This is a genomic window from Jiangella gansuensis DSM 44835, from assembly GCF_000515395.1.
GTDB lineage: Bacteria > Actinomycetota > Actinomycetes > Jiangellales > Jiangellaceae > Jiangella > Jiangella gansuensis.
The window spans coordinates 3,624,049-3,646,365 of record NZ_KI911782.1 but is presented as its reverse complement, the minus strand read 5'-3'; the positions used below and the strand labels follow the sequence as shown (position 1 = coordinate 3,646,365).

General features: G+C 71.6%; 18 protein-coding genes and 1 pseudogene. 8 read left to right on the top strand and 11 right to left on the bottom strand.

Features of this window, described 5'->3' with window-relative positions:
- Positions 1 to 56: 56 nt before the first annotated feature.
- Positions 57 to 1,205, bottom strand: coding sequence for a glycosyltransferase (locus JIAGA_RS30480; protein ID WP_051426680.1), 1,149 nt, complete (start codon positions 1,203 to 1,205; stop codon positions 57 to 59).
- A gap of 413 nt (positions 1,206 to 1,618) precedes the next feature.
- On the opposite strand from JIAGA_RS30480, the gene JIAGA_RS0117245 reads away from it, so the two are divergent.
- The 3 genes from JIAGA_RS0117245 (at position 1,619) to JIAGA_RS0117235 (ending at position 3,624) form a co-directional block, all read left to right on the top strand.
- Positions 1,619 to 2,278, top strand: coding sequence for a hypothetical protein (locus JIAGA_RS0117245; protein ID WP_026876628.1), 660 nt, complete (start codon positions 1,619 to 1,621; stop codon positions 2,276 to 2,278).
- Positions 2,238 to 2,954, top strand: coding sequence for a hypothetical protein (locus JIAGA_RS33225; protein ID WP_051426208.1), 717 nt, complete (start codon positions 2,238 to 2,240; stop codon positions 2,952 to 2,954). The genes JIAGA_RS0117245 and JIAGA_RS33225 overlap by 41 nt, the downstream gene beginning before the upstream one ends.
- A gap of 115 nt (positions 2,955 to 3,069) precedes the next feature.
- Positions 3,070 to 3,624 carry an NUDIX hydrolase family protein gene (locus JIAGA_RS0117235; RefSeq protein WP_026876627.1) on the top strand — a complete coding sequence of 185 codons (555 nt, stop codon included), beginning with the start codon at positions 3,070 to 3,072 and terminating at the stop codon, positions 3,622 to 3,624.
- Between the two features lie 7 nt (positions 3,625 to 3,631).
- On the opposite strand, the gene JIAGA_RS0117230 is transcribed toward JIAGA_RS0117235, so the two are convergent.
- Both JIAGA_RS0117230 and lepA read right to left on the bottom strand, forming a co-directional pair.
- A complete protein-coding gene (locus tag JIAGA_RS0117230) occupies positions 3,632 to 4,249 on the bottom strand; it encodes an SGNH/GDSL hydrolase family protein (RefSeq protein WP_026876626.1) in 618 nt (205 codons plus the stop codon).
- Positions 4,250 to 4,344: 95 nt separating this feature from the next.
- Positions 4,345 to 6,234 (bottom strand): translation elongation factor 4, encoded by a 1,890-nt coding sequence (gene lepA, locus JIAGA_RS0117225; protein WP_084470364.1) that lies wholly within the window; start codon positions 6,232 to 6,234, stop codon positions 4,345 to 4,347.
- A gap of 336 nt (positions 6,235 to 6,570) precedes the next feature.
- On the opposite strand from lepA, the gene JIAGA_RS30470 reads away from it, so the two are divergent.
- The 3 genes from JIAGA_RS30470 (at position 6,571) to rpsT (ending at position 9,091) form a co-directional block, all read left to right on the top strand.
- Entirely contained in the window at positions 6,571 to 7,980 is a 1,410-nt protein-coding gene (locus JIAGA_RS30470; RefSeq protein WP_051426207.1) for a peptidase C39 family protein, read from the top strand.
- Positions 7,981 to 8,092: 112 nt separating this feature from the next.
- Positions 8,093 to 8,647, top strand: a complete 555-nt coding sequence (locus JIAGA_RS30465; protein WP_211239706.1) for a type II toxin-antitoxin system PemK/MazF family toxin — start codon at positions 8,093 to 8,095, stop codon at positions 8,645 to 8,647.
- 183 nt (positions 8,648 to 8,830) lie between these two features.
- Positions 8,831 to 9,091, top strand: a complete 261-nt coding sequence (gene rpsT, locus JIAGA_RS0117210) for a 30S ribosomal protein S20 (protein ID WP_026876624.1) — start codon at positions 8,831 to 8,833, stop codon at positions 9,089 to 9,091.
- A 217-nt stretch (positions 9,092 to 9,308) separates the two neighbouring features.
- Here the strand turns inward: rpsT and holA are convergent, their stop codons facing one another.
- The 4 genes and pseudogenes from holA to JIAGA_RS30450 form a co-directional block, all read right to left on the bottom strand.
- Positions 9,309 to 10,286, bottom strand: a complete 978-nt coding sequence (gene holA / locus JIAGA_RS35735) for a DNA polymerase III subunit delta (RefSeq protein WP_026876623.1) — start codon at positions 10,284 to 10,286, stop codon at positions 9,309 to 9,311.
- A 463-nt stretch (positions 10,287 to 10,749) separates the two neighbouring features.
- A pseudogene (locus tag JIAGA_RS35730) lies at positions 10,750 to 12,078 on the bottom strand (ComEC/Rec2 family competence protein); the annotation flags it as partial.
- 848 nt (positions 12,079 to 12,926) lie between these two features.
- Positions 12,927 to 14,084, bottom strand: coding sequence for a ComEA family DNA-binding protein (locus JIAGA_RS33220; RefSeq protein WP_051426206.1), 1,158 nt, complete (start codon positions 14,082 to 14,084; stop codon positions 12,927 to 12,929).
- A gap of 239 nt (positions 14,085 to 14,323) precedes the next feature.
- Positions 14,324 to 14,953 (bottom strand): TetR/AcrR family transcriptional regulator, encoded by a 630-nt coding sequence (locus JIAGA_RS30450; RefSeq protein WP_035812646.1) that lies wholly within the window; start codon positions 14,951 to 14,953, stop codon positions 14,324 to 14,326.
- A gap of 66 nt (positions 14,954 to 15,019) precedes the next feature.
- Here JIAGA_RS30450 and JIAGA_RS0117180 point away from each other — a divergent pair, with 66 nt between their 5' ends.
- Complete coding sequence (locus JIAGA_RS0117180; RefSeq protein ID WP_026876621.1) at positions 15,020 to 16,612, top strand: MFS transporter; 1,593 nt, start codon at positions 15,020 to 15,022, stop codon at positions 16,610 to 16,612.
- A 36-nt stretch (positions 16,613 to 16,648) separates the two neighbouring features.
- On the top strand, positions 16,649 to 16,990 hold the full coding sequence (locus JIAGA_RS0117175) for a cupin domain-containing protein (RefSeq protein WP_026876620.1): 342 nt from the start codon (positions 16,649 to 16,651) through the stop codon (positions 16,988 to 16,990).
- Between the two features lie 65 nt (positions 16,991 to 17,055).
- On the opposite strand, the gene JIAGA_RS30445 is transcribed toward JIAGA_RS0117175, so the two are convergent.
- The 4 genes from JIAGA_RS30445 to leuS all read right to left on the bottom strand — a co-directional run bounded on the left by JIAGA_RS30445 (position 17,056) and on the right by leuS (position 22,231).
- Positions 17,056 to 17,880 (bottom strand): arylamine N-acetyltransferase family protein, encoded by an 825-nt coding sequence (locus JIAGA_RS30445; RefSeq protein ID WP_035814545.1) that lies wholly within the window; start codon positions 17,878 to 17,880, stop codon positions 17,056 to 17,058.
- A gap of 39 nt (positions 17,881 to 17,919) precedes the next feature.
- Positions 17,920 to 18,366 (bottom strand): VOC family protein, encoded by a 447-nt coding sequence (locus JIAGA_RS0117165; RefSeq protein WP_026876619.1) that lies wholly within the window; start codon positions 18,364 to 18,366, stop codon positions 17,920 to 17,922.
- 112 nt (positions 18,367 to 18,478) lie between these two features.
- Positions 18,479 to 19,330 carry a DegV family protein gene (locus JIAGA_RS0117160; protein ID WP_026876618.1) on the bottom strand — a complete coding sequence of 284 codons (852 nt, stop codon included), beginning with the start codon at positions 19,328 to 19,330 and terminating at the stop codon, positions 18,479 to 18,481.
- Between the two features lie 15 nt (positions 19,331 to 19,345).
- Entirely contained in the window at positions 19,346 to 22,231 is a 2,886-nt protein-coding gene (leuS, locus tag JIAGA_RS0117155; protein WP_026876617.1) for a leucine--tRNA ligase, read from the bottom strand.
- Positions 22,232 to 22,317 lie beyond the last annotated feature (86 nt).

Below are 22,317 nucleotides of genomic sequence, written 5' to 3'. Positions count from 1 at the left end.
GCTTCCTCCCATTCAGCCGTACGGTTGCCGACCGGTCGCGGCCAGGTGGAGGAAGGTTACGACCTGGTAGCTTCCAGCGACACCCTCTGCGGCGCACCTGTTTGCAAACCGTGCACCGCGAGCATCTCTTCAACCGTATCCGACCAGGAGAAGTCCCGCGCCCGGCGGCGAGCCGCGTGCCGGGCCGCCGGGCCCGCGGCGACGACGTCGGCGACGGCTGCGGCCATCGCGGCCGGGTCCGGCGGAGCGGTCCGCCCGGCCCCGCCCACCACAAGTTCCGGGAGCGCACCGGACGAACTTGCCACCACCGGGGTGCCGCACGCCATCGCCTCCAGCGCGGCCAGTCCGAACGTCTCGTACGGACCGGGAGCGACGACGACGTCCGCGCTGGCCAGCAGCGCGGCGAGCCGGGTGCGTTCGGGGACGAAGCCGGCCATGGTCACGGGGTGGCCGGCGGCCTGCTCCGCCACCAGGTCACGCACCGACCCGTCGCCGCACACGACCAGCCGCACGTTCACGCCGAGCCGGCCCAGTTCCTGCACCATCGGCACCAGGAGGTCCGGGCGCTTCTCCGGGGAGAGCCGCACGGCTGTGACTACGACGAGGTCGGCTCCGCGGGCCAGCTCCGCCCGCAGGGCGGGGTCACGGCGGCGGGGGTGGAAGGTGTCGAGGTCGATGCCGAGCGGGACGTGCGCGAGGTTGTCCACACCCATCCGGACGAACTCCTCCGCCGCCCACTGGGTGGTGCACACGACGGTGTCGAACGCGGCGGCCAGCCGCCGGTTCCAGCGGTCGGCGACGTAACGGGTCGGCAGCATCCGGCCGAGGTGAAAGCGCAGCAGCGCGTCCAGCCGCTCATGCGAGAACACCACGGACGGGATGCCGCGGCGGGCCGCCCACGGCCCGATCCGGGCCAGGGTGAATCGGTCGGACACCTCGACCCGGTCCGGCGCCACGACCGACAGCAAGTCCTCGACAGCACGCCACCGGGTGATCACGCGGTAGCCGCCGGTCGCCGGGACGACCGGCGCGGCGACCTCGATGACCCGCCCGAACGGCGTGGCGCGGGTGGCGCTGCGCTCCCCCGGCACGACCGCCACCACCTCGTGGCCGGCCGCGGCGTAACCGTCGGCGAGGTGACGCATCATGGTCCTGATCCCGCCGGAGTGCGGCGCGACGAAGTTGGCGGCCTGCAGGATGCGCACGGCCGTCATGCTGGCGGCCGGGCGCGGCGCCGAAGCGTCCGCGGCGTGACGTCCCAGTGAATTCCCCGCCCACTTTCGCGAGCACTTCACGATGCGTCATATCCGGCCGCATGAAATTCCCGCATTGCCGCGTGTGCCGGACCTGCAAAGGCGACGCACGATGCAGAACTTCAGGCAATCACCGGATGCGGTGCGAGATTCTCCGCGAACTCAAGATCAAGAACGTCCTGATCTACGCCGTTTTTCACCGCTATGTATTTGATCACACATTTATGCCAAAATGCCCGGTGGATTGAAGGGGGGCTCCTTTGCCACGGCGACGAAAACGCGAGCGATCCGGAATTGGCCGGTTCGCCGTCGCATCAGTTGTTGTCATCACTCTCCCGCTCGTCGGCTGGGCCGCAGCGCGCGCGTTGACCGGAACGGACTCCGGCACCGGCGCCGACGACTCCACACCGGCATCGGCATCGGCCGGGTCGAGCGCTGACGGCGCCGCGGCGCCGCCCACCGGTGCGGCCACCGGATCCATCAACTCCTACGAGGCTGCCAGCCAGGCCCAGAACGCCATCAAGGCCTGCGCCGCACGCCTCGGTGCCGGCGAGGAACTCGTCGCCGTCGCCGAGGTCGGCATCGGCCACTGGCACGAACACGTCCAGGCACGAACCGACATGCTGGCCGGCGCGATCAGCCAGGAGGAGATGCGCGCGATCTGGAAACGCACCCGGCTGGCCGGCGCCGACGACGTCACCCGCGCCAACACCGCACTGGACGCATACGAAGCGCAGCCGCCCTGCACCGGCCTCGCCGACGTCGAGGCAACCGAGCGGCTGGTCCAGCGAGCCCAGGACTGCCTGGCCCGGGAAGTGAGCGTGGACGCAGCCGTCGTCGCCGCCACCGCAGCGATGGGCGACTGGGCCAACCACCTCAACGCCATGATCTCCCATGCCAACGGCGACATGGACGGTCTCGAAGCCCAGGAACTCTGGGTGTCGGCCTGGGCCGCGGCCCCGACGAACATCGGGGGTTTCAACGATGCCCGCGACCAGCTCACAGACGCACCCAGCTGCGGCTGACCCCGCCGCGTCCCGTCCCGACACCGGTACGGCGGCCGACACCGGTACGGCGGCCGACGCCGGCTCGGTGGGCGACGCGTCGGCCGGGGCGGTGCCGGAGCCGCAACCGCAGCCGGCTCCGGCGCCGCCGGAACGCACGACGCCGTCGCCGGCCCGCCGGTGGGATCCTCCGCTGGTCACGCGGGCCGAGGCGGCGCTCGCCGCCACGGCCCTGTCTGCGCTCGGCGCCGTCGTCGTGGTGAGCCAGCTATTGGATCCGCATCCGGGGGTGCGCTCGGTGGCCCAGTTCGCGCACCTGGCCTGCGTGGTGGTCGGGTTGGGCAGCGTGCTCGCGGTGGACTGGTTCGGGCTGCGGTGGCGGCTGGGCCGCGGCAGCCTGGAGTCGGTGGTCGCCACCGCGAGAGCGCTGGCGGTACCGATCTGGCTGGGCCTGGCCGGCCTCCTGGTCTCCGGCATGCTGCTGGAGCCGGAGCTGTCGGCGCCGCTCACCCTGGCGAAGGTCGCGATGGTGACGGTGACATGCCTGGCCGGCGTGCTGGCGTTGGCGGTCGGTCGGCGGCTGGCGGCACGTCGTTCGCCGTCGCCGCGGTTGGTGCGGACTGGTCTCGCCGTGGCGCTGTCGTCGCAGGTCGCCTGGTGGAGCGCGGCGGTCATCGGGTTCCTGAACCGGACCTGAGCGGCGGTTGCGGCTGGCGCCGCCCCGCGGGCGCGGCTCGCTCCGCCCGATGGTCGACCGGCCGGATCGTGATCATCTGTAGGCGAAATCGGCGGGCGCCAGATAGAACAGACCCATGAACCAGACGGCCGTCGACTCCCACGAGAGCTGGCTCACCCCGGACGACCTCGCGTACGCGCGCCGTCGTCTGCCCATCCTCTATGTCAACGCGGTCCCCGTCCGCGTCGACGACACCGGCGTCGCGACGGCGGTAGGCCTGCTGCTGCGCTCCACGCCCGAGGGTGTGATCCGACGCGAGCTCGTAGCCGGCAGGGTGATGTTCCACGAGCGCATCCGCGACGCACTGCTGCGGCACATCGAGAAGGACCTCGGCCCGCTGGCGCTGCCGCGCATCCCGGTGTCGCCATCGCCGTTCACGGTCGCCGAGTACCTGCCGACACCGGGCGTCACGCCGTACCACGACCCGCGGCAGCACGCGGTCGCGCTGGCATTCGTCATCCCGGTCGCAGGGGACTGCGCGCCGCAGCAGGACGCCCTCGACCTGATCTGGCTGTCGCCGGAGGAAGCCGCCGACGACGGCGTGCAGAAGGAGATGCTGGGCGGGCACGGCATCGTGCTGCGCCAGGCGCTCGCGCATCTCGGCTTCCCGCCAGCCCCCACCGTCGGCTGATCGGCGCCTAGAGCCCCAGCCCGTGCAGGGTGGGATAGACGGCGTCGGCCAGGGCCGCGTGGCCGGCGTCGTTCGGGTGAACTCCGTCGTCGCACAGCAACGCCGGTGAGCCGTTCACGGCCAGCCGGAAGTCCTCGACGTACGTGAGGTCCAACTCAGTACACGCCGCCGTGATCCAGGTGTGCAGACGCGCGGCCCGCGGGGGCAGGTCAGCCGTCGGGAAGTACGTCGTCACCACGACGGGTACCCCGGGCAGTTCGCTCCGCAGCCGGGTGAGGTCGCGCCGGACGCTGGCGGCGATCTGCTCGCCGTGCTCGTCCATGAACTGGACGTCGTTGGCGGCGAGGCACACCACGACGACGTCGGGCGCCAACCGGATGGCGGCATCCAGCAGGGTGGTGTCCGTCGCCGACGGCGACAGTTCTCCGTTGCCGTCGCGGGGCCCGCGGCGCCGGAAGTACCCCATTCCGTTGACGGCCAGGTTGATCTCGCGCCAGCCGAGCCGGTCGCTGACCCGGCTCGTCCACCTGCTGCGCGGTTCGGTCGTGCCGCGCCAGCCCGTCACGATGGAGTCTCCGTAGAACAGGGCGGTGGGATGGTTCCGAGCGTGGACAGGGGTCGGCACGCTCGCACGATAGCAACGGTCCTTGATCATGGCGCGCAAAGTGCGGCTATGGCGACAGAAGGAGCGCCATGATCAAGGTGGCTCGGGGCGGGCGGCTAGTTGGAGTCGGAGGACAACGCGGCGATGAAGGCCTCTTGGGGCACCTCGACCCGGCCGACCATCTTCATCCGCTTCTTGCCTTCCTTCTGCTTCTCCAGCAGCTTCCGCTTACGGGTGATGTCGCCGCCGTAGCACTTGGCGAGGACGTCCTTGCGGATGGCGCGGATGTTCTCGCGGGCGATCACCCGGGCGCCGATGGCGGCCTGGATGGGCACCTCGAACTGCTGCCGCGGGATGAGCTCCTTGAGCTTGCCGGCCATCGCGACGCCGTAGGCGTAGGCCTTCTCGCGGTGGACGATCGCGCTGAACGCGTCGACCGGGTCGCCGTGCAGCAGGATGTCGACCTTGACGAGGTCCGCCTCCTGGTCACCGGTGGGCTCGTAGTCGAGGCTGGCGTAGCCGCGGGTGCGCGACTTGAGCGCGTCGAAGAAGTCGAAGACGATCTCGGCGAGCGGGATGGTGTAGCGCAGTTCGACGCGGTCCTCGGACAGGTAGTCCATCCCGTGCATGGTGCCGCGGCGGGCTTGGCACAGCTCCATGATGGTGCCGACGAACTCGCTCGGCGCCAGGATGGTGGCGCGGACGACGGGTTCCTGGACGGAGGCGATCTTGCCGGTGGGGAACTCGCTCGGGTTGGTGACCGTGTGTTCGCTCCCGTCCTCCATGAAGACCGTGTAGACGACGTTCGGCGCGGTCGAGATGAGAGCGAGGTTGAACTCGCGCTCCAGCCGCTCCCGGACGATCTCCAGGTGCAGCAGGCCGAGGAACCCGCATCGGAACCCGAAGCCGAGCGCCCCGGACGTCTCCGGCTCATAGACCAGGGCGGCGTCGTTGAGCTTGAGCTTGTCCAGCGCCTCACGCAGGTCGGGGTAGTCCGAGCCGTCCAGCGGAAACAGGCCCGAGAACACCATGGGCTTGGGCTCGCGGTAACCGGCCAGCGGCGTGGCGGCCGGTTTCTGGGCGTCGGTGATGGTGTCGCCGACCTTCGACTGGCGGACGTCCTTCACCCCGGTGATGAGGTAGCCGACCTCGCCGACGCCGAGGCCCGCGCCCGGATGCATCTCCGGCGAGATGACGCCGATCTCGAGTAGCTCGTGGGTGGCCTTGGTGGAGAGCATGAGGATGCGCTCGCGCGGGGTGAGCCGGCCGTCGATGACGCGCACGTAGGTGACGACGCCGCGGTAGGTGTCGTAGACACTGTCGAAGATCATGGCGCGGGCCGGGGCGCCGGCGTCGCCGACCGGCGGGGGCACCTCGGCGACCACGCGCTCGAGCAGTTCCAGCACGCCCTCGCCGGTCTTGCCGCTCACTCGCAGGACGTCGTCGGGGTCACCGCCGATGAGGTGGGCCAGCTCCGCGGCGTACTTCTCGGGCTGCGCCGCCGGCAGGTCGATCTTGTTCAGCACCGGGATGATCGTGAGGTCGTTCTCCAGCGCCATGTACAGGTTGGCCAGCGTCTGCGCCTCGATGCCCTGCGCCGCGTCGACCAGCAGGATCGCGCCCTCGCAGGCGGCCAGGCTGCGGCTGACCTCGTAGGAGAAGTCGACGTGCCCGGGGGTGTCGATCAGATTCAGCGCGTACGTGGCACCCGCGTGGTCGCCGGACTGCGAGGTGAACGGCAGCCGAACCGCCTGGCTCTTGATGGTGATGCCGCGCTCGCGTTCGATATCCATGCGGTCGAGGTACTGCGCCCGCATGGACCGATCGTCGACGACGCCGGTGAGCTGCAGCATCCGGTCGGCCAGCGTCGACTTGCCGTGGTCGATGTGGGCGATGATGCAGAAATTGCGGATCAGCTCCGGCGGCGTGGCCGACGGAACCGGCGCGTTCTCACTGACAGGCACGCAGCTTCCTCGCAGGCGGTTCGATGACGGGCGGTCGGGCAACAACACACCGGCCCGTACCGGACATCATCCCATGCTCCTCCGCGATCCGGCACCGCGCCGGCGTCGAGTGGAGCGCGCCGCCGCCGTGCCTCCCGCTTCTCCACGACGCGGCCACCTGCGGAGCGCTCGACGCCCCGGAGCCCGGCCTCCTCCGAGATGAGCCCCAGGATCGATCTTCCGGGGCGTACGTGCGACGCGCCGCGACCCGGGCTGGAAACGGTCCGCCGGACCAGCCATAGTGTGCGGTGGGTGGGTGCGGTCCGAGCCGCCGTGCGCGGGGCGCCGCCTGCCCGCTGCCCGCGTCCACCGGTTCGCTCGTCGTCTCCGGGAGTCACGATGTACTGCCCGCCCGCCGCCGCGTCCCTGCTCGCCCGCGGCGTCGCGTACACCGTCGCCCTGGCCGGCCTGGCCGCCCTCGTGGTCGCGGCGTTGCCGGCCTCCGTCCCGCCGGCCGCCGGCGCTCCTGTCGCCGAACCCGTCGCCGACGGTGACGTGTCGTCGTCGGCGCCCGCCGCCGACGACGAAGGCGACAGCCAGGTGGGCCTCGCCCGCTGGACCACCGCCGCCGACTGGGCCGGCGGCGAGGCCGACGGCCTGTGGCCGCTGCCCGGCACCCACGCAGGTGTCGTCATGACAGCACCAGCCGGCACCCGCGACTACACCGACCCGCACACCGGCCGCAACGCCACCTGGGAGTACTCCACCTGGACCTCACCGGTGACGGACGCAGGCCTCGGCGCCACCGAGCTCATCGCATCGTGGAACGCCTCCACCCCGCACGGCACCTGGATCTCCGTCGAGCTGCAGGGCACCTACAGCGACGGCACCACCACGCCCTGGTACACCATGGGCGTCTGGGCCAGCGGCGACGGCGCGATCAAGCGCACCAGCGTCGACGACCAGTCCGATGGGCGCAGCACCGTGCTCACCGACACCGTCGCCGTCACCGACGCCGACTCCGGCGTGCGCATCGACGCCCACCAGCTGCGGCTCACGCTGCACCGCGCGCCGGGGTCGCTGGCCACTCCCCGGGTGTGGGGGTTGACCGTGATGGCGTCGGACGTGCCGGAACGGTTCGCCGTCGAGCCGAGCGAGGGCGGCATCGCCTGGGGGACCGAACTGGACGTCCCCCGTCGCTCGCAGAACATCCACGCCGGTTCCTACCCCGAGTACGGCGGAGGCGGCGCCGTATGGTGCAGCCCGGCCTCCACGACCATGGTCATGGAGTACTACGGCGTCACCCCCTCCAACGACGACATGGCCTGGATCGAGCCGGGCTACACCGACCCGCAGGTCGCGCACGCGGCCCGCATGACGTGGGACCACGAGTACGGGGGCGCCGGCAACTGGCCGTTCAACACCGCGTATGCCGCCGCCGTCGGCGGGCTGGACGCGTTCGTCACCCGGTTGGGCTCCCTCGACGACGTCGAACGGCTCATCGCGGCCGGGATCCCGGTGGTGACGTCGCAGTCGTTCCGGCAGGACGAGCTCGACGGCGCCGGGTACGACACGAACGGGCACCTGTTCGTGGTGGTCGGATTCACCGACGACGGCGACGTCATCGTCAACGACCCGGCGTCGCCGTCCAACGAGACCGTCCGGCGGGTCTACCAGCGCGAGCAGTTCGAGCAGGTCTGGCTGCGCACCCAGCGGCGCACCGCCGACGGCGAGACGGCCGGCGGGTCCGGCGGGGTCGCGTACGTCATCCACCCTGTCGACGAGGCCCTCCCCGCCGCCCTGTTGTGAATGATCACGTCCACCATGGGTGTGCCCGCTTCACCACGCCTGCATACCCGGTGAAGCGGTAACAGTCGCGGAGCACGCCCCCGGAGCGGTGCGCCGGCGCTACAGTGCCGTCGTGGCTCGTCTCCGTGATGTCGTGCGCCAACTCCTGACCCCACCGCAGCGCCGCACCCGCCGGGCACCCGCTGATCGGTCGCCGCGCCGACGCGAGCAGCCGCGGCCCGGCAGGGACGACACTCGTGGTGGCGAGGACACCCCGGGCCGGCACGGCCCCGACGCGACCACCGAGGCGCACTCGGTCGGCCGGGTGCACACCTCCTACAACCCGAACACCGACGGCGACCCCGACCCGGGCGAGATCGTCTGGACCTGGGTCCCGTACGAGGAGAACGACGGACGCGGCAAGGACCGGCCGGTGCTCATCGTTGCGCTGGAGCCGGCCGGCACACTCCTCGCCGTCCAACTGACCAGCAGGAACCATGACGGCGAGTCCGACTGGGTGCCGGTCGGTGCCGGCCGGTGGGACGGCGAGAACCGGCCGTCCTGGGTCGATGTGAGCCGCGTCCTGCGGCTGCACCGGTCCGGCATGCGACGCGAGGCGGCGGCGCTGGACCGAGAACCGTTCGACCGGGTCATCGCGGTTCTGCGCAAGCGTTATGGTTGGCGCTGACGTGCCGACAGGGCAGAATTGGCTGGTGGGCCAGGTCGCTGGTATCGTTGGGCGTCGCGCGCCTGCCTAGGTCGCGGACGCGCCCGGACGACCTCTCGCCGCTGCGATGGCCCCCACTGTCGCAGGTCCGAGGACGCCCGACGCCCTCACGACCCATCCGAACCGACCGAAGGCACACGTTTCGTGGCGAACATCAAGTCCCAGAAGAAGCGCATTCTCACCAACGAGAAGGCTCGACTGCGCAACAAGGCCGTCAAGTCGTCGCTGAAGACGTCCATCCGGAAGTTCCACGAAGCCGCTGACGCCGGCGAGACCGAGCAGGCCACCACGCTGGCCCGCACTGCGGCGCAGCAGCTCGACAAGGCCGCGTCCAAGGGCGTCATCCACAAGAACCAGGCGGCCAACCGCAAGTCCTCGATCGCCAAGCGGGCCGCCTCGCTCTGAGGCTCGGCCTCCTCGGCTCACCGACGGCGCCGTTCCCCGGCCTTCCGGGCGGACGGCGCCGTTGTCGTGCGCCCACCGACCAGGGCCGTCAGGCGAGGTGCGATGCGGCTCGGGCGGACCCGCCGAACCCGCTGAGCCGGTCGTCGGCAGCGGCCCAGCGGGTGTGGGACTGGCCGGGTCGGTGATGCGAGGCGGAGTACCGACGCGCCGCGGTGAGTCAGGCGGCGCGAACGATGCCGATCTGCACGAGCGCCGTGGTCAAGGCGAGGGTCGCGTCGTTGCCGGCACCCTTGACCGCGAGGTCCGCGTCGGCGACCACGCGAATGGCGCCGGCCAGACCCGCCGGCGTCCACCCCCGCAGCTGCCCACGCAGGATGCGCACCTTCCACGGCGGGATGCCGAGGTCGCGGGCGACGTCGGCATCGCGCAGACCACGCGGGGATCCAGCCAGCCTGGCCAACGAACGCAGCGAGGTGGCGAGCGCGCCGGTGATCAGCACCGGGTCGGTGCCGGTCTCCAGCGCCCACCGCAACTGCTCCACCGCCTCGCCGGTCTTGCCCTCGACGGCGCGGTCGGCCACCACCCAGCCTTTGACCTCGGCCCGGCCCTCGAAGTACATGGCGACGACCTGGCCGGTGACCGCACCGTCGGGCGCGTCGGCGGCGAGCTGACCCGCCGCCGACGCCAGGCCGCGCAGGTCACCGCCCACGGCCTCGACCAGCTGACGTGCCGCGCCCTCGTCAATGCGCCCGCCGGCGCGCCGCACCTCGGCGCGAACGAAGCTCACCTGGTCGTCCGGGCGGGTGATCCGTTCGGCGGGGACCTCGTGCACGCCAGTCTTCCGCAGCGCCGTGAGCAGCTTCTTGCCCTTGACCCCGCCCGGGTGAACCAGCACCAGGTGGATGTCCTCGACCGGCGCACGGAGGTAACCCAGCAGGGCCTCGCCGGCGGACTCGCTGACGTCCTGGACGTCGTTGACCACGAGCACCCGCCGGGTGGCGAACAGCGACGGGCTCGCGTGCTCGGCCAGGATGCCGGCGTTGAGCTCGGAACCGGCGACGTGGGAGACATCGGCGTCGGAGTCGGCCGCGCGGGCGGCGCGGACCACCGCGGCGACGGCCCGTTCGGCGAGCAGGGCCTCCGGACCGGTGACGAGCGTGACCGGAACGAGGGGGTCGGTGGATAGCGCAGCCATGTCGCATCACAGCATGCCACGTGGTCCCGACAACCTCGGCGCCCATCTCACGACCGGTGGTTCGGAGGCGGAGCTCGCCGTGTGGCCGGTCCGCCGGGCGAGGTGACGTGCCTGGTGGTCCGCGGCCGCCGGTACCGGTCCGCTCGGCGCCACGGCCGCGGGAGGCGGGAACGCGCGGCCCACCCGTCACCACCCCCAGCCCCCCGAGCCCGCCGGACAGCCCACCCCGCTCGGACCTGACCACGGCGATACTGCCGTGCTCGTCGGTGCGATAGACGCCTACGCCGTCAGCGTGCAGGGCATCGAGAACCCGAGGCGCCGGGTGCCCGTAGTCGTTGTCGCCGACGCTGATCAGGGCGAGCCGGGCGTCCACACCGGTCAGCAGATCGTGGTCCTGATGCGGCGAGCCGTGGTGGGCGACCTTGAGCACGTCGGCCGTCAGGTCTGGCTCGGCGCTGAGCAGGGCTCGCTGCGCGGCCGGTTCGAGGTCGCCGGTGAGCAGCACGCCGACGCCGTCGACGTCGGCGGTGACGACCACGCTGCTGTTGTTGGACGCCGACTCCGCCGAGGTGATGAGCCGGCGCGGCCAGAGCACCTCGAGCTCGAGCGCCGGGCCGATGCGCCGCCGTTCACCGGCCTGTGCGACGCGCACCGGCACACCGGCCGCGTCAAGCCAGTGCCGGACCTGCGCGGCGTTCGCCGGCGGGTCGTCCAGCGGCGAGACGAGCACCTGCCCGACGGCGCGTCCGGCGAGCACGCCGGGAACGCCGGACACGTGGTCGGCGTGGAAATGCGTGAGCACCAGCAGCGGCACATGCTCCACAGCGAGCGCATCGAGGCAACGCCGGACGTGGCGCGGCTCCGGCCCGGCATCGACGACCACGGCCGCCCTCTCGCCCGCACGTAACACCAGCGCATCGCCCTGGCCGACGTCGCAGGCGACGACCAGCCAGCCCGGCGGCGGCCATCCCGGCGTGGGCACCGCCTTCAACAGGCCGACAAGCAGCACGGTGCCGGCGGCCGCGGACACGACCGGCCGGCGCAGCACCATGGGCACCGCCACCAGCGCCAGGATCACGAGCACGACGGCCACGACCACGCCGCCGACGCCCGGCGGCCACGGCACCACCGCTCCCGGCTGGTCAGCGAACCACCGCGCCGCCACCCCGATCCACCAGGCCGGCAGGGACGCGAGCCAGCCGAGCGCCGTCGCCACCGGCATCGCCACCGGACTCACGGCCGCCGCGGCGACCCCGAACACCGTCGCCGGAGCCACCGCCGGGGCGGCAAGCATGTTTGCCGGCAGCGCGGCGAGGCTCAGCTCGCCCGCCACGGCCAGCAGGACTGGCGTACACGCCACCTGGGCTGCCAGCGGCACCGTCACCGCGAGCGCCAGCGGACGCGGCAACCAGCGCAGCGCCCGGCCCCAGGCCGGTACGAGAAGCAGGATGCCGGCCGTGGCGAGCACCGACAGTGCGAAGCCGACGCTGCGAGCCAGCCATGGGTCGACCAGCACCAGGACGCACACCGCCGCCGACAACGCCGGTACCCCTCGGCGACGCCCGGTGAGAGCGACACCCACGACCGCCACCACACCCATCGCCGCGGCCCGGACCACGCTGGGCTCGGGCCGCGCGAGCAGCACGAACCCGGCCACGCACACAGTTCCGACCACGGGGAGCACATAACCGCGCACCCGGCTCCAGCGAGCCAGACCCAGCGCGACCACCAGCAGGATGGTGATGTTCGTGCCGGACACGGCGGTCAGGTGGGTCAGCCCGGACACCGTCATGGCCTCGCGCAGGTCGTCAGGCATGAGCGACTCGTCGCCGATGACGAGGCCGGGGATCAGCCCGCGCGCGTCCCGGTGGACGCCGTCGACGCTGCGGCGCAGACCGTCGCGGAACGGCTCCGTGGCGCGGCTGGCGAGGCTCGGCGGCCCGGTCTCCCCCGGCCCGCCGTATGGCCGGAAGACGGCGGCGACCTCGGGTCTGGCCTCGTCAGTTGCCTCGAGCCGACCCTCAGCACGGACCCGTTGACCAGGCAAGAGATCGGCCCAGCCGAGGTCGCCGCTGACCAGCAGCACAGGCACGCGGACCTCGTAGGTGCGGCCGCGGCCGATGACCTCGTCGACCCGGATCCGCCCGACGACGTACTGGGCGGCGCCGCGTTCGTCACCCGCGGTCCCGCTCTGCCGGATCGCGGGGTCGCGCGCGACGACACCGTCGAGCTGGACGTGTGCCCCTGCTGCGGCGAGGTCGGACACCGGACCGTTCCAGACCGGCGACGATCGCGCCGTGCCGACCGCGACGCCCGCCAGCAGACACATCGCGGCGACGACGACGGCGCGCCTACCGGCCGGGTCGCGCCCGACTGCCGGGTCACGCCTGTTGGCAGGGCCGACGGCGACCGACACGACGCCAGCTGCGATGGCCAGCGCGCACACGCCGAGACCCACCCAGCGCGGCAGCGCCACGCCGGCCAGAGCACCCAGCCAGAGGGCCACGGCGACCGGCACCAGCCGGAGGTCGATGGTGTCGGCCGGGTCTGATGCCGAAGAGCCGCCGAGCGTCGAGGACCGGCCCTCGGAGCGGCCCGGGCCGGGCGGTTCAGGTGTGGAGGACCCGCCGGGAACGGTGGTCATACCGCCACCAGAGGTTCGAGCTCGGCGAAGCGCTGCTCGCCGATACCGGAGACTTCGCGCAGCTCGTCGACGGTGGTGAAGCGGCCGTGCTGCTCGCGCCACTCGAGGATCCGGCCGGCGAGGGTGGGACCGATGCCGGGTAGCGTGTCGAGGTCGGCGGCGGTCGCGGTGTTGAGGTTCACCGGACCGGCCGGTGGGCCTACGGGAACGCCGGCTCCGGGATCGGGTGGTGGCGGCACCGCCGGCTGGCCGGCCGGCGGTTCGGCAGTGACGATGACCTGCTCGCCGTCGGTCAGGACGCGGGCGAGGTTGAGCGGGGTCAGGTCGGCCTCGGCGGTCGGTCCGCCCGCTGCCTCGATGGCGTCGACGACCCGGGTTCCGGCCGGCAGTTCGACGACTCCCGGTGCGGCCACGAGCCCCGCGACGTGGATCATGATGGTGCCCGCCGGCGCCGCGCCGGCACCGCTCCCAGTGCCGCTGCCGTCGCCGGCTCCGCCGGGTTCGGCTTCGTCGGCGGCAGGCGGCTCGGGCCTGGCGTCGTCGTCCGCATGAGCCGGCGTGCCGGTGGCCGTGATCTCGGCGTCGATGGGCACGACCTGGGGCCGGGACACCAGGTACACGACTGCCGCGCCGAGCACTCCCAGCAGCACCACCAGCACGACGACGGTGACGTGGCCGCGTTCCAGGCGCAGCCGGACCCGTAGCGCCAACGGCAGGTGGTCATGGACCGCCGCCGGCCAATCGCCCTCGCTGCCCCGTGCACCGTCGGCGGCATAGCGGCCCGCCCCGTCCGCATCACGCCCGGCCTTGTCGGCGTCGCGAGCAGGTCCGTCGTCGAGGCCCTCGCCACCGGTACGGCCGAGGACGCCGCCGGCCGGTGCACCCGGTGGCCCGTCCGTGCGCCGATGTCGACCACCGTGGCCAGTCGGCGCGTCGGCGACGGCCAGAGCCTCGGCTTCGTCCCACCCGTCGGCGTCACCCAACCCGCCGGCGCCGCCCGGTCCGTCGGCGTCGCTCCACCAGCCGCGTTCGCCGCTCGTCCCGTCACCACCGGCGGGTGGAACCACGCGAGCCGACCCTGCCAGCCGCGCCACCCGGGCCCGCGCGACGGCGGGGGTGCGGGGGTCGGCGGGGCGGCTGCGCAGCGATCGCATGTCCAGCGACGCTAGGCCGGCGCAGCGTCGCGATCCAGGGGTGAATGCCCGAATGTGGACAAGCGATGCCGCTGGTCAAGGGCTGTGGACAGAAGCCTGTCTGTCAGCACCGTTCCCCGACCGGTCGGGCTGCCGAAGCGGCCTCTGCGCGCCGCAGCCGACCGAATCGGCCCGCCCCGGAGCCGTCCGTGGACGTCCGACTCGCTCTCCCCCGGCCGCCGTCATACCGCTGCTGGGTCTCAGGACTGTGGTTGGTGTTCCTCGTGTCCGGCGGCCTCGCGCAGCAGGGCGTCGGCGTCCGCGGCGATTCCGCGCAGGAGTGCGATGACGACCGCCTCGATCTCGTCCGGATCCATCGGATCGGCGCCGAGGAGCAGCCGGTAGAAGACGAGGGAGCTGAGGGCGTCGACAGCGAGCGGCAGATCGACTTCACTTCTGAGGTCGCCACGCTGGCGTGCCTCGAACAAGGTCCGGTGGACCGCTCGCCGTGGAGGGTCGAGCACGGCTTCGGTGAGGTGCTGGTGCGCGGAGGGGTCGTCGTCGCCCTCGGCGATGAGTTGAGCGAGGGTGCCCGCCCCGAGACGGCAGAAGGCGTTGGTGATCAGCGCCAGGCATTCGTGCAGGTCGCACAAGGTGCAGCCGGTGCTCGGAGCCTCGATTCTGCCCAGGCGGTCCTCGAGGACGGCGAGGGTCAAGCGGTGCCGGTTCGGCCAGCGCCGGTAGACCGCGGTCTTGCTGACGCCCGCCCGCCGGGCCACGTCCTCGATGATCACGCCGCGGTATCCCTGCTGGTCGAGGACCTCGGCGGTCGCCTGGAGCACTGCCGCGTCGATCTGCGTGTCCCGGGGGCGGCCTCTGCCGGTAGCCATGGCATCCACGGTACCGTAAAATAAATACGAAACGTACCGTAGCGTAAAGGAGGTTTCGTGGCTGGCATGCAGGATCCACCAGCGTCCAGGGTCGACAGTCGCGCATGGATCGGGCTGAGTCTGCTGATGGTGCCCGTCTTCATGACCGCCCTCGACATGACCGTGCTCTTCCTCGCCATCCCGACCATCGCGGCCGATCTGCTGCCGTCCGGCACACAGCAGCTGTGGGTCCTGCACATCGGAGACATCGCCGGCGCCGGCCTGGTCCTCACGGCGGGTCGGCTCGTGGACCGGTTCGGCCCCCGTCGGCTGCTCACCCTCGGCATGCTCGCCTACGGCCTGGCCTCTGCTCTGGCGGCCTTCGCGCCTTCGGTCGAGGTCCTCATCGTGGCCCGGATGCTGCTCGGTGCATCGGCGGTCACCATGGCACCGGCGGGCATGGCCCTGCTCCGTCGAATGTTCCCGATCCCGCGGCAGTTCTCGACCGCGGTGGCGCTGTTCATGGCGGCGTTCTCCGGGGGCATGGCGCTGGGACCGCCGGTCGGCGGTGTCATGCTCGAACACTTCTGGTGGGGCTCCATCTTCCTGGTCAACGTCCCGGTCGCCCTCGCTGTGGCCCTGCTCGCCCGCCGCCTGTTGCCGAACGTCGACGGCACCGGAACCGGCCGCGTCGACGTCCTCAGCATCGGGCTGTCGTTGACGGGCATCGTCGGGATCGTCTACGGCGTCCAGGAACTCGCCGCGAGTGGATGGAACGTCGTACATGGGCTGGCTGCAGCCGCCGGTGTGTTGCTGATCGCCGCCTTCGTCCGCCGGCAGCGGATGCTCGCCGACCCCTTGCTGGACCTGACGCTGTTCCGGTCCGTACCGTTCTCACTCGGCCTCGTCGCCATCTGGCTGGTGATCACGGCGACCGCCGGCGCCGACCTGCAGTTCGCCCAGCACCTCCAGGTGGTGATCGGCCACTCACCTCTTGCCGCGGGTGCCCTCCTGGTGATTCCGGCCCTCGTCTCGGTGGCGGCCACGGCGGCATCGCCGGTGCTCCTTCGCTGGCTCCGCCCCGGGAACGCCATAGGACTGGGTGTGCTGGTGGCTCTCGCCGGCGCGGTCAGCATGCTCATGGTGGTGTCCGCCGGGCCGGAGTCGTCCACGCTTCTCCTCGTCGGTGCCGCCGCGCTGCTGGCCGCCGGGGTTGCGCCGGTGTTCGCGCTCGGAACGAACGTGGTGCTCACACATGCCCCGGTCCACCAGACAGGCTCCGCGCAGGCGATGCAGGAAGTCGGAGGAAGCCTGGGCAACACGGCGGGGCTGGCGCTGGGTGGCACGGTCGCCTACGTCGGGTATTCCCGCGCCCTCCAGGACACCCTCCCGAGCGGGCTGGACCACCAGGCAGCGGAGCAGAGCGTCCAGAACATCGGCGGGGCGATCACCGCAACGCAGGATCTGCCCCCGGACCTCGCGGCGCAGCTCTCCGAGGCGGCACAGGCCGCGTTCACCGTCGCGACCCGTGATGCCTACCTGCTCGCCGCCATCGGTCTCGCGGTCCTGGCCGTGTTGGTCTTCTGGGGGCTCCGGACCGCCCGCATCGACGAGGAACCGCATGGCGAGGCCGACCCCGTCGCCGGACGCTCGGAGGAAGCGGATCAGTGCCACAGCTGACGACCGAAGCTCCGCACTCGTGAAGGGAACTCTGGCATGGACGCGACAACCGCCGTCCGAGCGTTCGACACGGCGAAGAACGACCGAACCGTGCAGTTCGGCGAGCGCCGGATCTTCATCACCCCAGCCGTGGAGAAGGTCGACGGAGGCCCGCTGAGCGCCTACTCGGCGCACTTCGGTCGCGGCGAACGCGCAGACCTGCCGGCGCCGTACGAGGAGGTGTGGGTCGTCATACGCGGCTCACTCCGGATTCGCAGCGGCGGCAGGGACATCGTGGTCGAAGCCGGCGGCTTCGTCCAGGTCCCCGAGCACTCACCGGGCGAGCTGGAAGCGATGGACGACACCGTCCTCGTGTGTGTCTCCGTCCCAGCGCACTGACGGTGGGGAGCATCGCGGCGACCCGGGGCGGGATCCGCACCCCTCCGCCCAGGATCGCCGTCGGGTCAGCTCCGCATACCCGTGACGCGGGTGAGGAGCCCCCGCTCCTCATCCGCGGTGAGCGGTACGTCGAGGACCCGCAGCCAGTCGGCCAGCTCGCCCTCGCCCAACGGGCGATGCTCGGTGGGTGCGCCGGCGCGGCGCACGGTGACGGTCTCGTGGGTGACGGTGACGTGCCGGCCCGGGAGGTGCCGGGCGAGGACGAGGGTACGGCTGAAGTGCGACGCGGGGTGGGTGCTGGTGTAATGGTGCCCGATCGCGACATCGACCGGCAGCACGGACAGCTCGTCGGTGGTGTGCATCATCAGCCAGCCGTCGTCGCGCCAGCGGCGCATCGCCCATGACCCGTCGCCGCTGTCGACGCGGTAGCGCCAGCCGCGGTGGTCGTCCTCGGCGCCGTCGGTCAATGGGATCGGCCGCAGCACGCTCATGCCGAAGCCGGGGTCGCACAGCAGCCGCTGCCCGTCGAGCACGACCTCGACGACCATATGGGTGCGGCCCTGCTGGCTGCCATCCGCCGGGTCGCCGACCCTTCCGAGGTGACGGCGTACGTCGTAGCCCAGCCGCTGCAGGGCAGCGGCGAACACCGTCGAGTGCTCGAAGCAGTAGCCGCCCCGGCCCCGGCCGACGAACTTGTCCTGCACTGCGTCGAGGTCGACTCCCGGGTGTTGCCCGAGCAGGACATCGATGTTGTCGAAGGTGAACGTGCGGACGTGCGCCTCGTGCAGCTCGTCCAACGCCGCGCGACTCGGCTCACTGGCCGGCAGATCGAGGCGCGCGAGGTAGCCGTCGAGGTCGAGGCGGTCGACCTGCCAGGGATCCGTCGTCATGGCACCAGTGAACCAGGGCACCGGGGCCTTTCCGCCGGCTCAGGTCACACAGAACTCGTTGCCCTCCGGGTCGAGCATGACCACCCAGTACGAACCGAGGTCTTCGACCGGCCCGACGACGGTGGCGCCGGCCTCGACCAGCTCGCGTGCCCTGGCGTCGACCAGGTCCCGGCGCTCGGCCGGTGACGCTTCGGCGCCCCGCCAGGACCGCACATCCAGGTGAACCCGGTTCTTCGCGGTTTTCGGCTCGGCGACCTTCTGGAAGAAGATGCGCGGCAGCACGCCGGCGGGGTCGACGACGGCGCTGGCGCTGTCCCAGCGGTCCTCGGGGATGTTCCAGGCCGCCAACGCCTCCGGCCACGAGCCGAAACCGTCAGGCGGCGGTTCCATCTCGTAGCCCAGCGCGGTGGCCCAGAAGCGGGCCAGCCGGTCCGGGTCGGCGGCGTCGAAGGTGAGGTTGAAGACCTCGGACGATCTCGGAGCCATGGAGCTATCCTCTCGGGTGACGCGAGACGAGCAGGAGCTGCCCTCACATCCTGTCAACGGTCACCGACAAACTCCGAGCCGTCACGACGCGGCTCCCACAGCGACCCATGTGTCACCGCGGGCTGATCACAACCGCCAGCATGCCCGGCCCGACATGGGCGCCGATCACCGCTCCGACCTCGCTGACCACCAGGGTGCTCATCGAGGGCAGCCGTTCGCGCAGCCGCTGCGCCAGCTGCCCGGCGCGGGTGGCGTTGTCGAGGTGGTGGACGGCGACGTCGACGGGCCCGGGTGCCGCCGCGGCCGCGGCGACGGCCAGGTCCTCGAGCCGGGCTCGCGCCCGTCCGGACGTGCGCACCTTCTCCAGCAGCTCGATCCACCCGTCGTGCAGGTGTAACAGCGGTTTGATCGCCAGCGCCGTCCCGACCACCGCCGTTGCCGCACCGACGCGGCCGCCGCGACGCAGGTATTCCAGTGTGTCCACGTAGAAGAACGCCGACGACCGGACCGCGCGGTCCCGCGCCAGCTCGGCGACCTCGTCGGCCGTCAGGCCTCGCGCGGCCGCGCTCGCCGCCGTCTGGACGGCGAAGCCCAGCCCCATGCCGAGCGACCGGGAGTCGACGACGTGCACGGGGACGGGGGCGTCGCGGGCGGCGAGCCGGGCGGCGTCGGCCGTGCCGGACAGGCTGCCGGACAGGTGCACCGACACGACACTCGACGCGCCCTGCGCCGCCGCCGACTCGTAGACGTCGAGGAACGAGCGCGGGCTGGGCCGCGACGTCGTCACCGGGACGTGCCGGCGCAGCGCCTCGGCGACCTCACGTGGGCCGATGCCGGTGCCCTCGTCCATCGCCGACCCGTCGACGACGACCTGCAGCGGCACCACCTCGATGCCGCGCTCGACGGCGTCCTCGGTGGCGAGGTGCGCCGTGGAGTCGGTGACGACCGCGACCCGTTCCGGCATCCGAGCCCGCCCGGCTCAGGCCGGGACGACGTTGACCAGTTTGGGCGCCCGGACGATCACGGTGCGCACCCCGCGGCCGTCCAGCGTGCGCTGCACCGCCTCGGACGCCAGCGCCAGCTCACGCAGGGTGTCGTCGTCGACGGACGGCGGCACCTGCAGCCGGTCGCGGACCTTCCCGGCCACCTGGACGACACAGGTGACGGTGTCGTCGACCAGCAGTGCCGGGTCGGCGACGGGGAACGGCTCCCGCGCCAGCGACTGCGGGTGGCCCAGCCGCGACCACAGTTCCTCGGCGATGTGCGGAGCGACGGGGGCCAGCATCAGCACCAGCGCCTCGGCCGCCTCTCGCGGGACGGAGTCCAGCTTGGTCAGGTGGTTGTTCAGCTCGATCATGCGGGCGATGGCGGTGTTGAATCGCATCGCCTCCATGTCGGCACGGACCGCGGCGATGGTGCGGTGCAGGATGCGGCGGGTTTCGTCGTCGGCGGACCGCACCGAAACGACGGTTTCACCTGTGTCTTCCGAAACGATGTTGCGCCAGACGCGCTGCAGGAACCGCAGTGAGCCGACGACCGCTCGGGTCTCCCAGGGCCGGGACATGTCCAGCGGGCCCATCGACATCTCGTACACCCGGAACGTGTCGGCGCCGTAGGCGCTGTACATGTCGTCGGGCGTGACGATGTTCTTCAGGCTCTTGCCCATCTTGCCGTACTCGCGGTTGACCGGCTTCCCCTCGAAGAACCACACGGACTTCCCGTCCTGTTCCTCTTCGATGACCTCGTCGGCGGGGACGTACTGGCCGCGGTCGTCGGTGTAGGCGTACGCCTGGATGTAGCCCTGGTTGAACAGCTTGTGGAAGGGCTCCTCGCTGGAGACGTGGCCCAGGTCGAACAGCACCTTGTGCCAGAAGCGGGAGTACAGCAGGTGCAGCACCCCGTGTTCGATGCCGCCGATGTACAGGTCGACGCCGCCGGCCCGGCGGTCGGTGCGCGGGCCCATCCAGTAGCGCTCGTTCTCGGGGTCGACCAGCCGGTCGGAGGCGGTGGGGTCGACGTAGCGCAGCTCGTACCAGCAGGAGCCGGCCCAGTTGGGCATGGTGTTGGTGTCGCGGCGGTAGCGCTTGGGGCCGTCGCCCAGGTCCAGTTCGACCTCGACCCACTCCGGCACCCGGGCCAGCGGAGGCTCGGGCGTGGTGTCCGCGGCGTCGGCGTCATAGGTCTTCGGCGAGTAGTCGGGCACCTCGGGCAGGTCGACCGGCAGCATGTGGTCGGGCAGGGCGATCGGCGCGCCGTCCTCGTCGTACACGATGGGGAACGGCTCGCCCCAGTAGCGCTGCCGGCTGAACAGCCAGTCGCGCAGCCGGTAGGTGACGGTGCCCTCGCCGGTGCCCTTCGACTCCAGCCACGCGATGATCGCGGCCTTGGCGTCGTCGACCGGCCGCCCGTTCAGGGAGATCTCGTCGTTCGCGGAGTTGATGGCCGGGCCCTCGCCGGTGTACGCCTCGCCGTCGAAGTCGTCCGGCGGCTGCACCGTCCGGATGATCGGCAGGTCGAAGCGCTCGGCGAACTCCCAGTCGCGCTCGTCCTGACCAGGCACCGCCATGATGGCGCCGGTGCCGTAACCCATCAGGACGTAGTCGGCGACGAAGACGGGGATGCGCTGGCCGTTGACCGGGTTGACGGCGAACGAACCGGTGAAGACGCCGGTCTTGTCGCGGCCCTCCGACGTCGCAGCCTGACGCTCCGTCTCTGTTTTTCCGGCGGCCTGCGCGCGGTAGGCGGCGACGGCGTCGGCTGGGGTCGTGTGCCCGCCGGTCCAGGCCGGCTTCGTCCCCTCCGGCCACGACGACGGCGTCAGCGCCTCGACCAGCGGGTGCTCGGGTGCCACCACCATGAACGTCGCGCCGAACAGGGTGTCCGGCCGGGTGGTGAAAACCTCCACGTCACCGGCGTCGGAGGCGAACCGGACCGTCGCGCCGGTGGACCGCCCGATCCAGTTGCGCTGCATCGTGCGGACCTTCTCCGGCCAGTCGATGCGGTCCAGGTCGTCGATCAGCCGGTCCGCGTAGGCGGTGATGCGCATCATCCACTGGCGCAGGTTGCGCTTGAAGACCGGGAAGTTGCCGCGCTCGCTGCGGCCGTCGGCGGTGACCTCCTCGTTGGCCAGCACGGTGCCCAGCCCCGGGCACCAGTTCACCGGCGACTCCGACACGTACGCCAGCCGGTGGTCGTCGACGACGGCGTTGCGCTCGGCCTTGCTCAGCTCGCTCCAGGCGCGCCCGCCCGGAACCGGCCGCTCACCCCGTTCGAACTGCTCGACCAGCTCGGCGATGGGCCGCGCCCGGCCCCGTCCGCCGTCGGCCTCGGTGTCGAACCAGGAGTTGAAGATCTGCAGGAAGATCCACTGGGTCCAGCGGACGTACTCCGGGTCGATCGTCGCGAACGAGCGGCGGGTGTCGTGTCCCAGCCCCAGCCGGCGCAGCTGCCGGCGCATCGTCGTGATGTTCTCCTCGGTGGTCTTGCGCGGGTGCTGGCCGGTCTGGACGGCGTACTGCTCGGCCGGCAGCCCGAAGGCGTCGTAGGCCAGCGCGTGCAGGACGTTGTCGCCGCACATGCGCCGGAACCGGCCGATGACGTCGGTGGCGATGTAGCCCAGCGGATGACCGACGTGCAGCCCCCGCCCGGACGGATAGGGGAACATGTCCATCACGAAGAACTTGTTGGACGGCAGGTCGTCGCCGCCCTCGGCCAGCGGCCCGGAGGGATTCGGCGCGTTGAACGTGCCCTCGTGCTCCCAGCGGTCCTGCCAGCGCTGCTCGATCGTGCCGGCCAGCTCGGCGTTGTAGCGGTACGGTGCGTCCTCGGCAGGCGTCGTGGTCGTGCCGGTCTGCGTCTCGCTCATCGGAATTCGTCCCTACGTCGTCTGTTTCGGGCCGGAACGTCAGGCCCCTAACAAGAAGAGACCCCTCACGCAGGAGGGGTCAGCCG

Excerpts from the sequence above, each read along its gene's own strand:
- JIAGA_RS33225 (WP_051426208.1), top strand. The coding sequence starts at position 2,238 with ATGCCCGCGACCAGCTCACAGACGCACCCAGCTGCGGCTGACCCCGCC.
- JIAGA_RS0117235 (WP_026876627.1), top strand. The coding sequence starts at position 3,070 with ATGAACCAGACGGCCGTCGACTCCCACGAGAGCTGGCTCACCCCGGAC.
- JIAGA_RS30470 (WP_051426207.1), top strand. The coding sequence starts at position 6,571 with ATGTACTGCCCGCCCGCCGCCGCGTCCCTGCTCGCCCGCGGCGTCGCG.
- holA (WP_026876623.1), bottom strand. The coding sequence starts at position 10,286 with ATGGCTGCGCTATCCACCGACCCCCTCGTTCCGGTCACGCTCGTCACC.
- JIAGA_RS33220 (WP_051426206.1), bottom strand. The coding sequence starts at position 14,084 with ATGCGATCGCTGCGCAGCCGCCCCGCCGACCCCCGCACCCCCGCCGTC.
- JIAGA_RS30450 (WP_035812646.1), bottom strand. The coding sequence starts at position 14,953 with ATGGCTACCGGCAGAGGCCGCCCCCGGGACACGCAGATCGACGCGGCA.
- JIAGA_RS0117180 (WP_026876621.1), top strand. The coding sequence starts at position 15,020 with ATGCAGGATCCACCAGCGTCCAGGGTCGACAGTCGCGCATGGATCGGG.
- JIAGA_RS0117175 (WP_026876620.1), top strand. The coding sequence starts at position 16,649 with ATGGACGCGACAACCGCCGTCCGAGCGTTCGACACGGCGAAGAACGAC.
- JIAGA_RS30445 (WP_035814545.1), bottom strand. The coding sequence starts at position 17,880 with ATGACGACGGATCCCTGGCAGGTCGACCGCCTCGACCTCGACGGCTAC.
- JIAGA_RS0117165 (WP_026876619.1), bottom strand. The coding sequence starts at position 18,366 with ATGGCTCCGAGATCGTCCGAGGTCTTCAACCTCACCTTCGACGCCGCC.
- JIAGA_RS0117160 (WP_026876618.1), bottom strand. The coding sequence starts at position 19,330 with ATGCCGGAACGGGTCGCGGTCGTCACCGACTCCACGGCGCACCTCGCC.
- leuS (WP_026876617.1), bottom strand. The coding sequence starts at position 22,231 with ATGAGCGAGACGCAGACCGGCACGACCACGACGCCTGCCGAGGACGCA.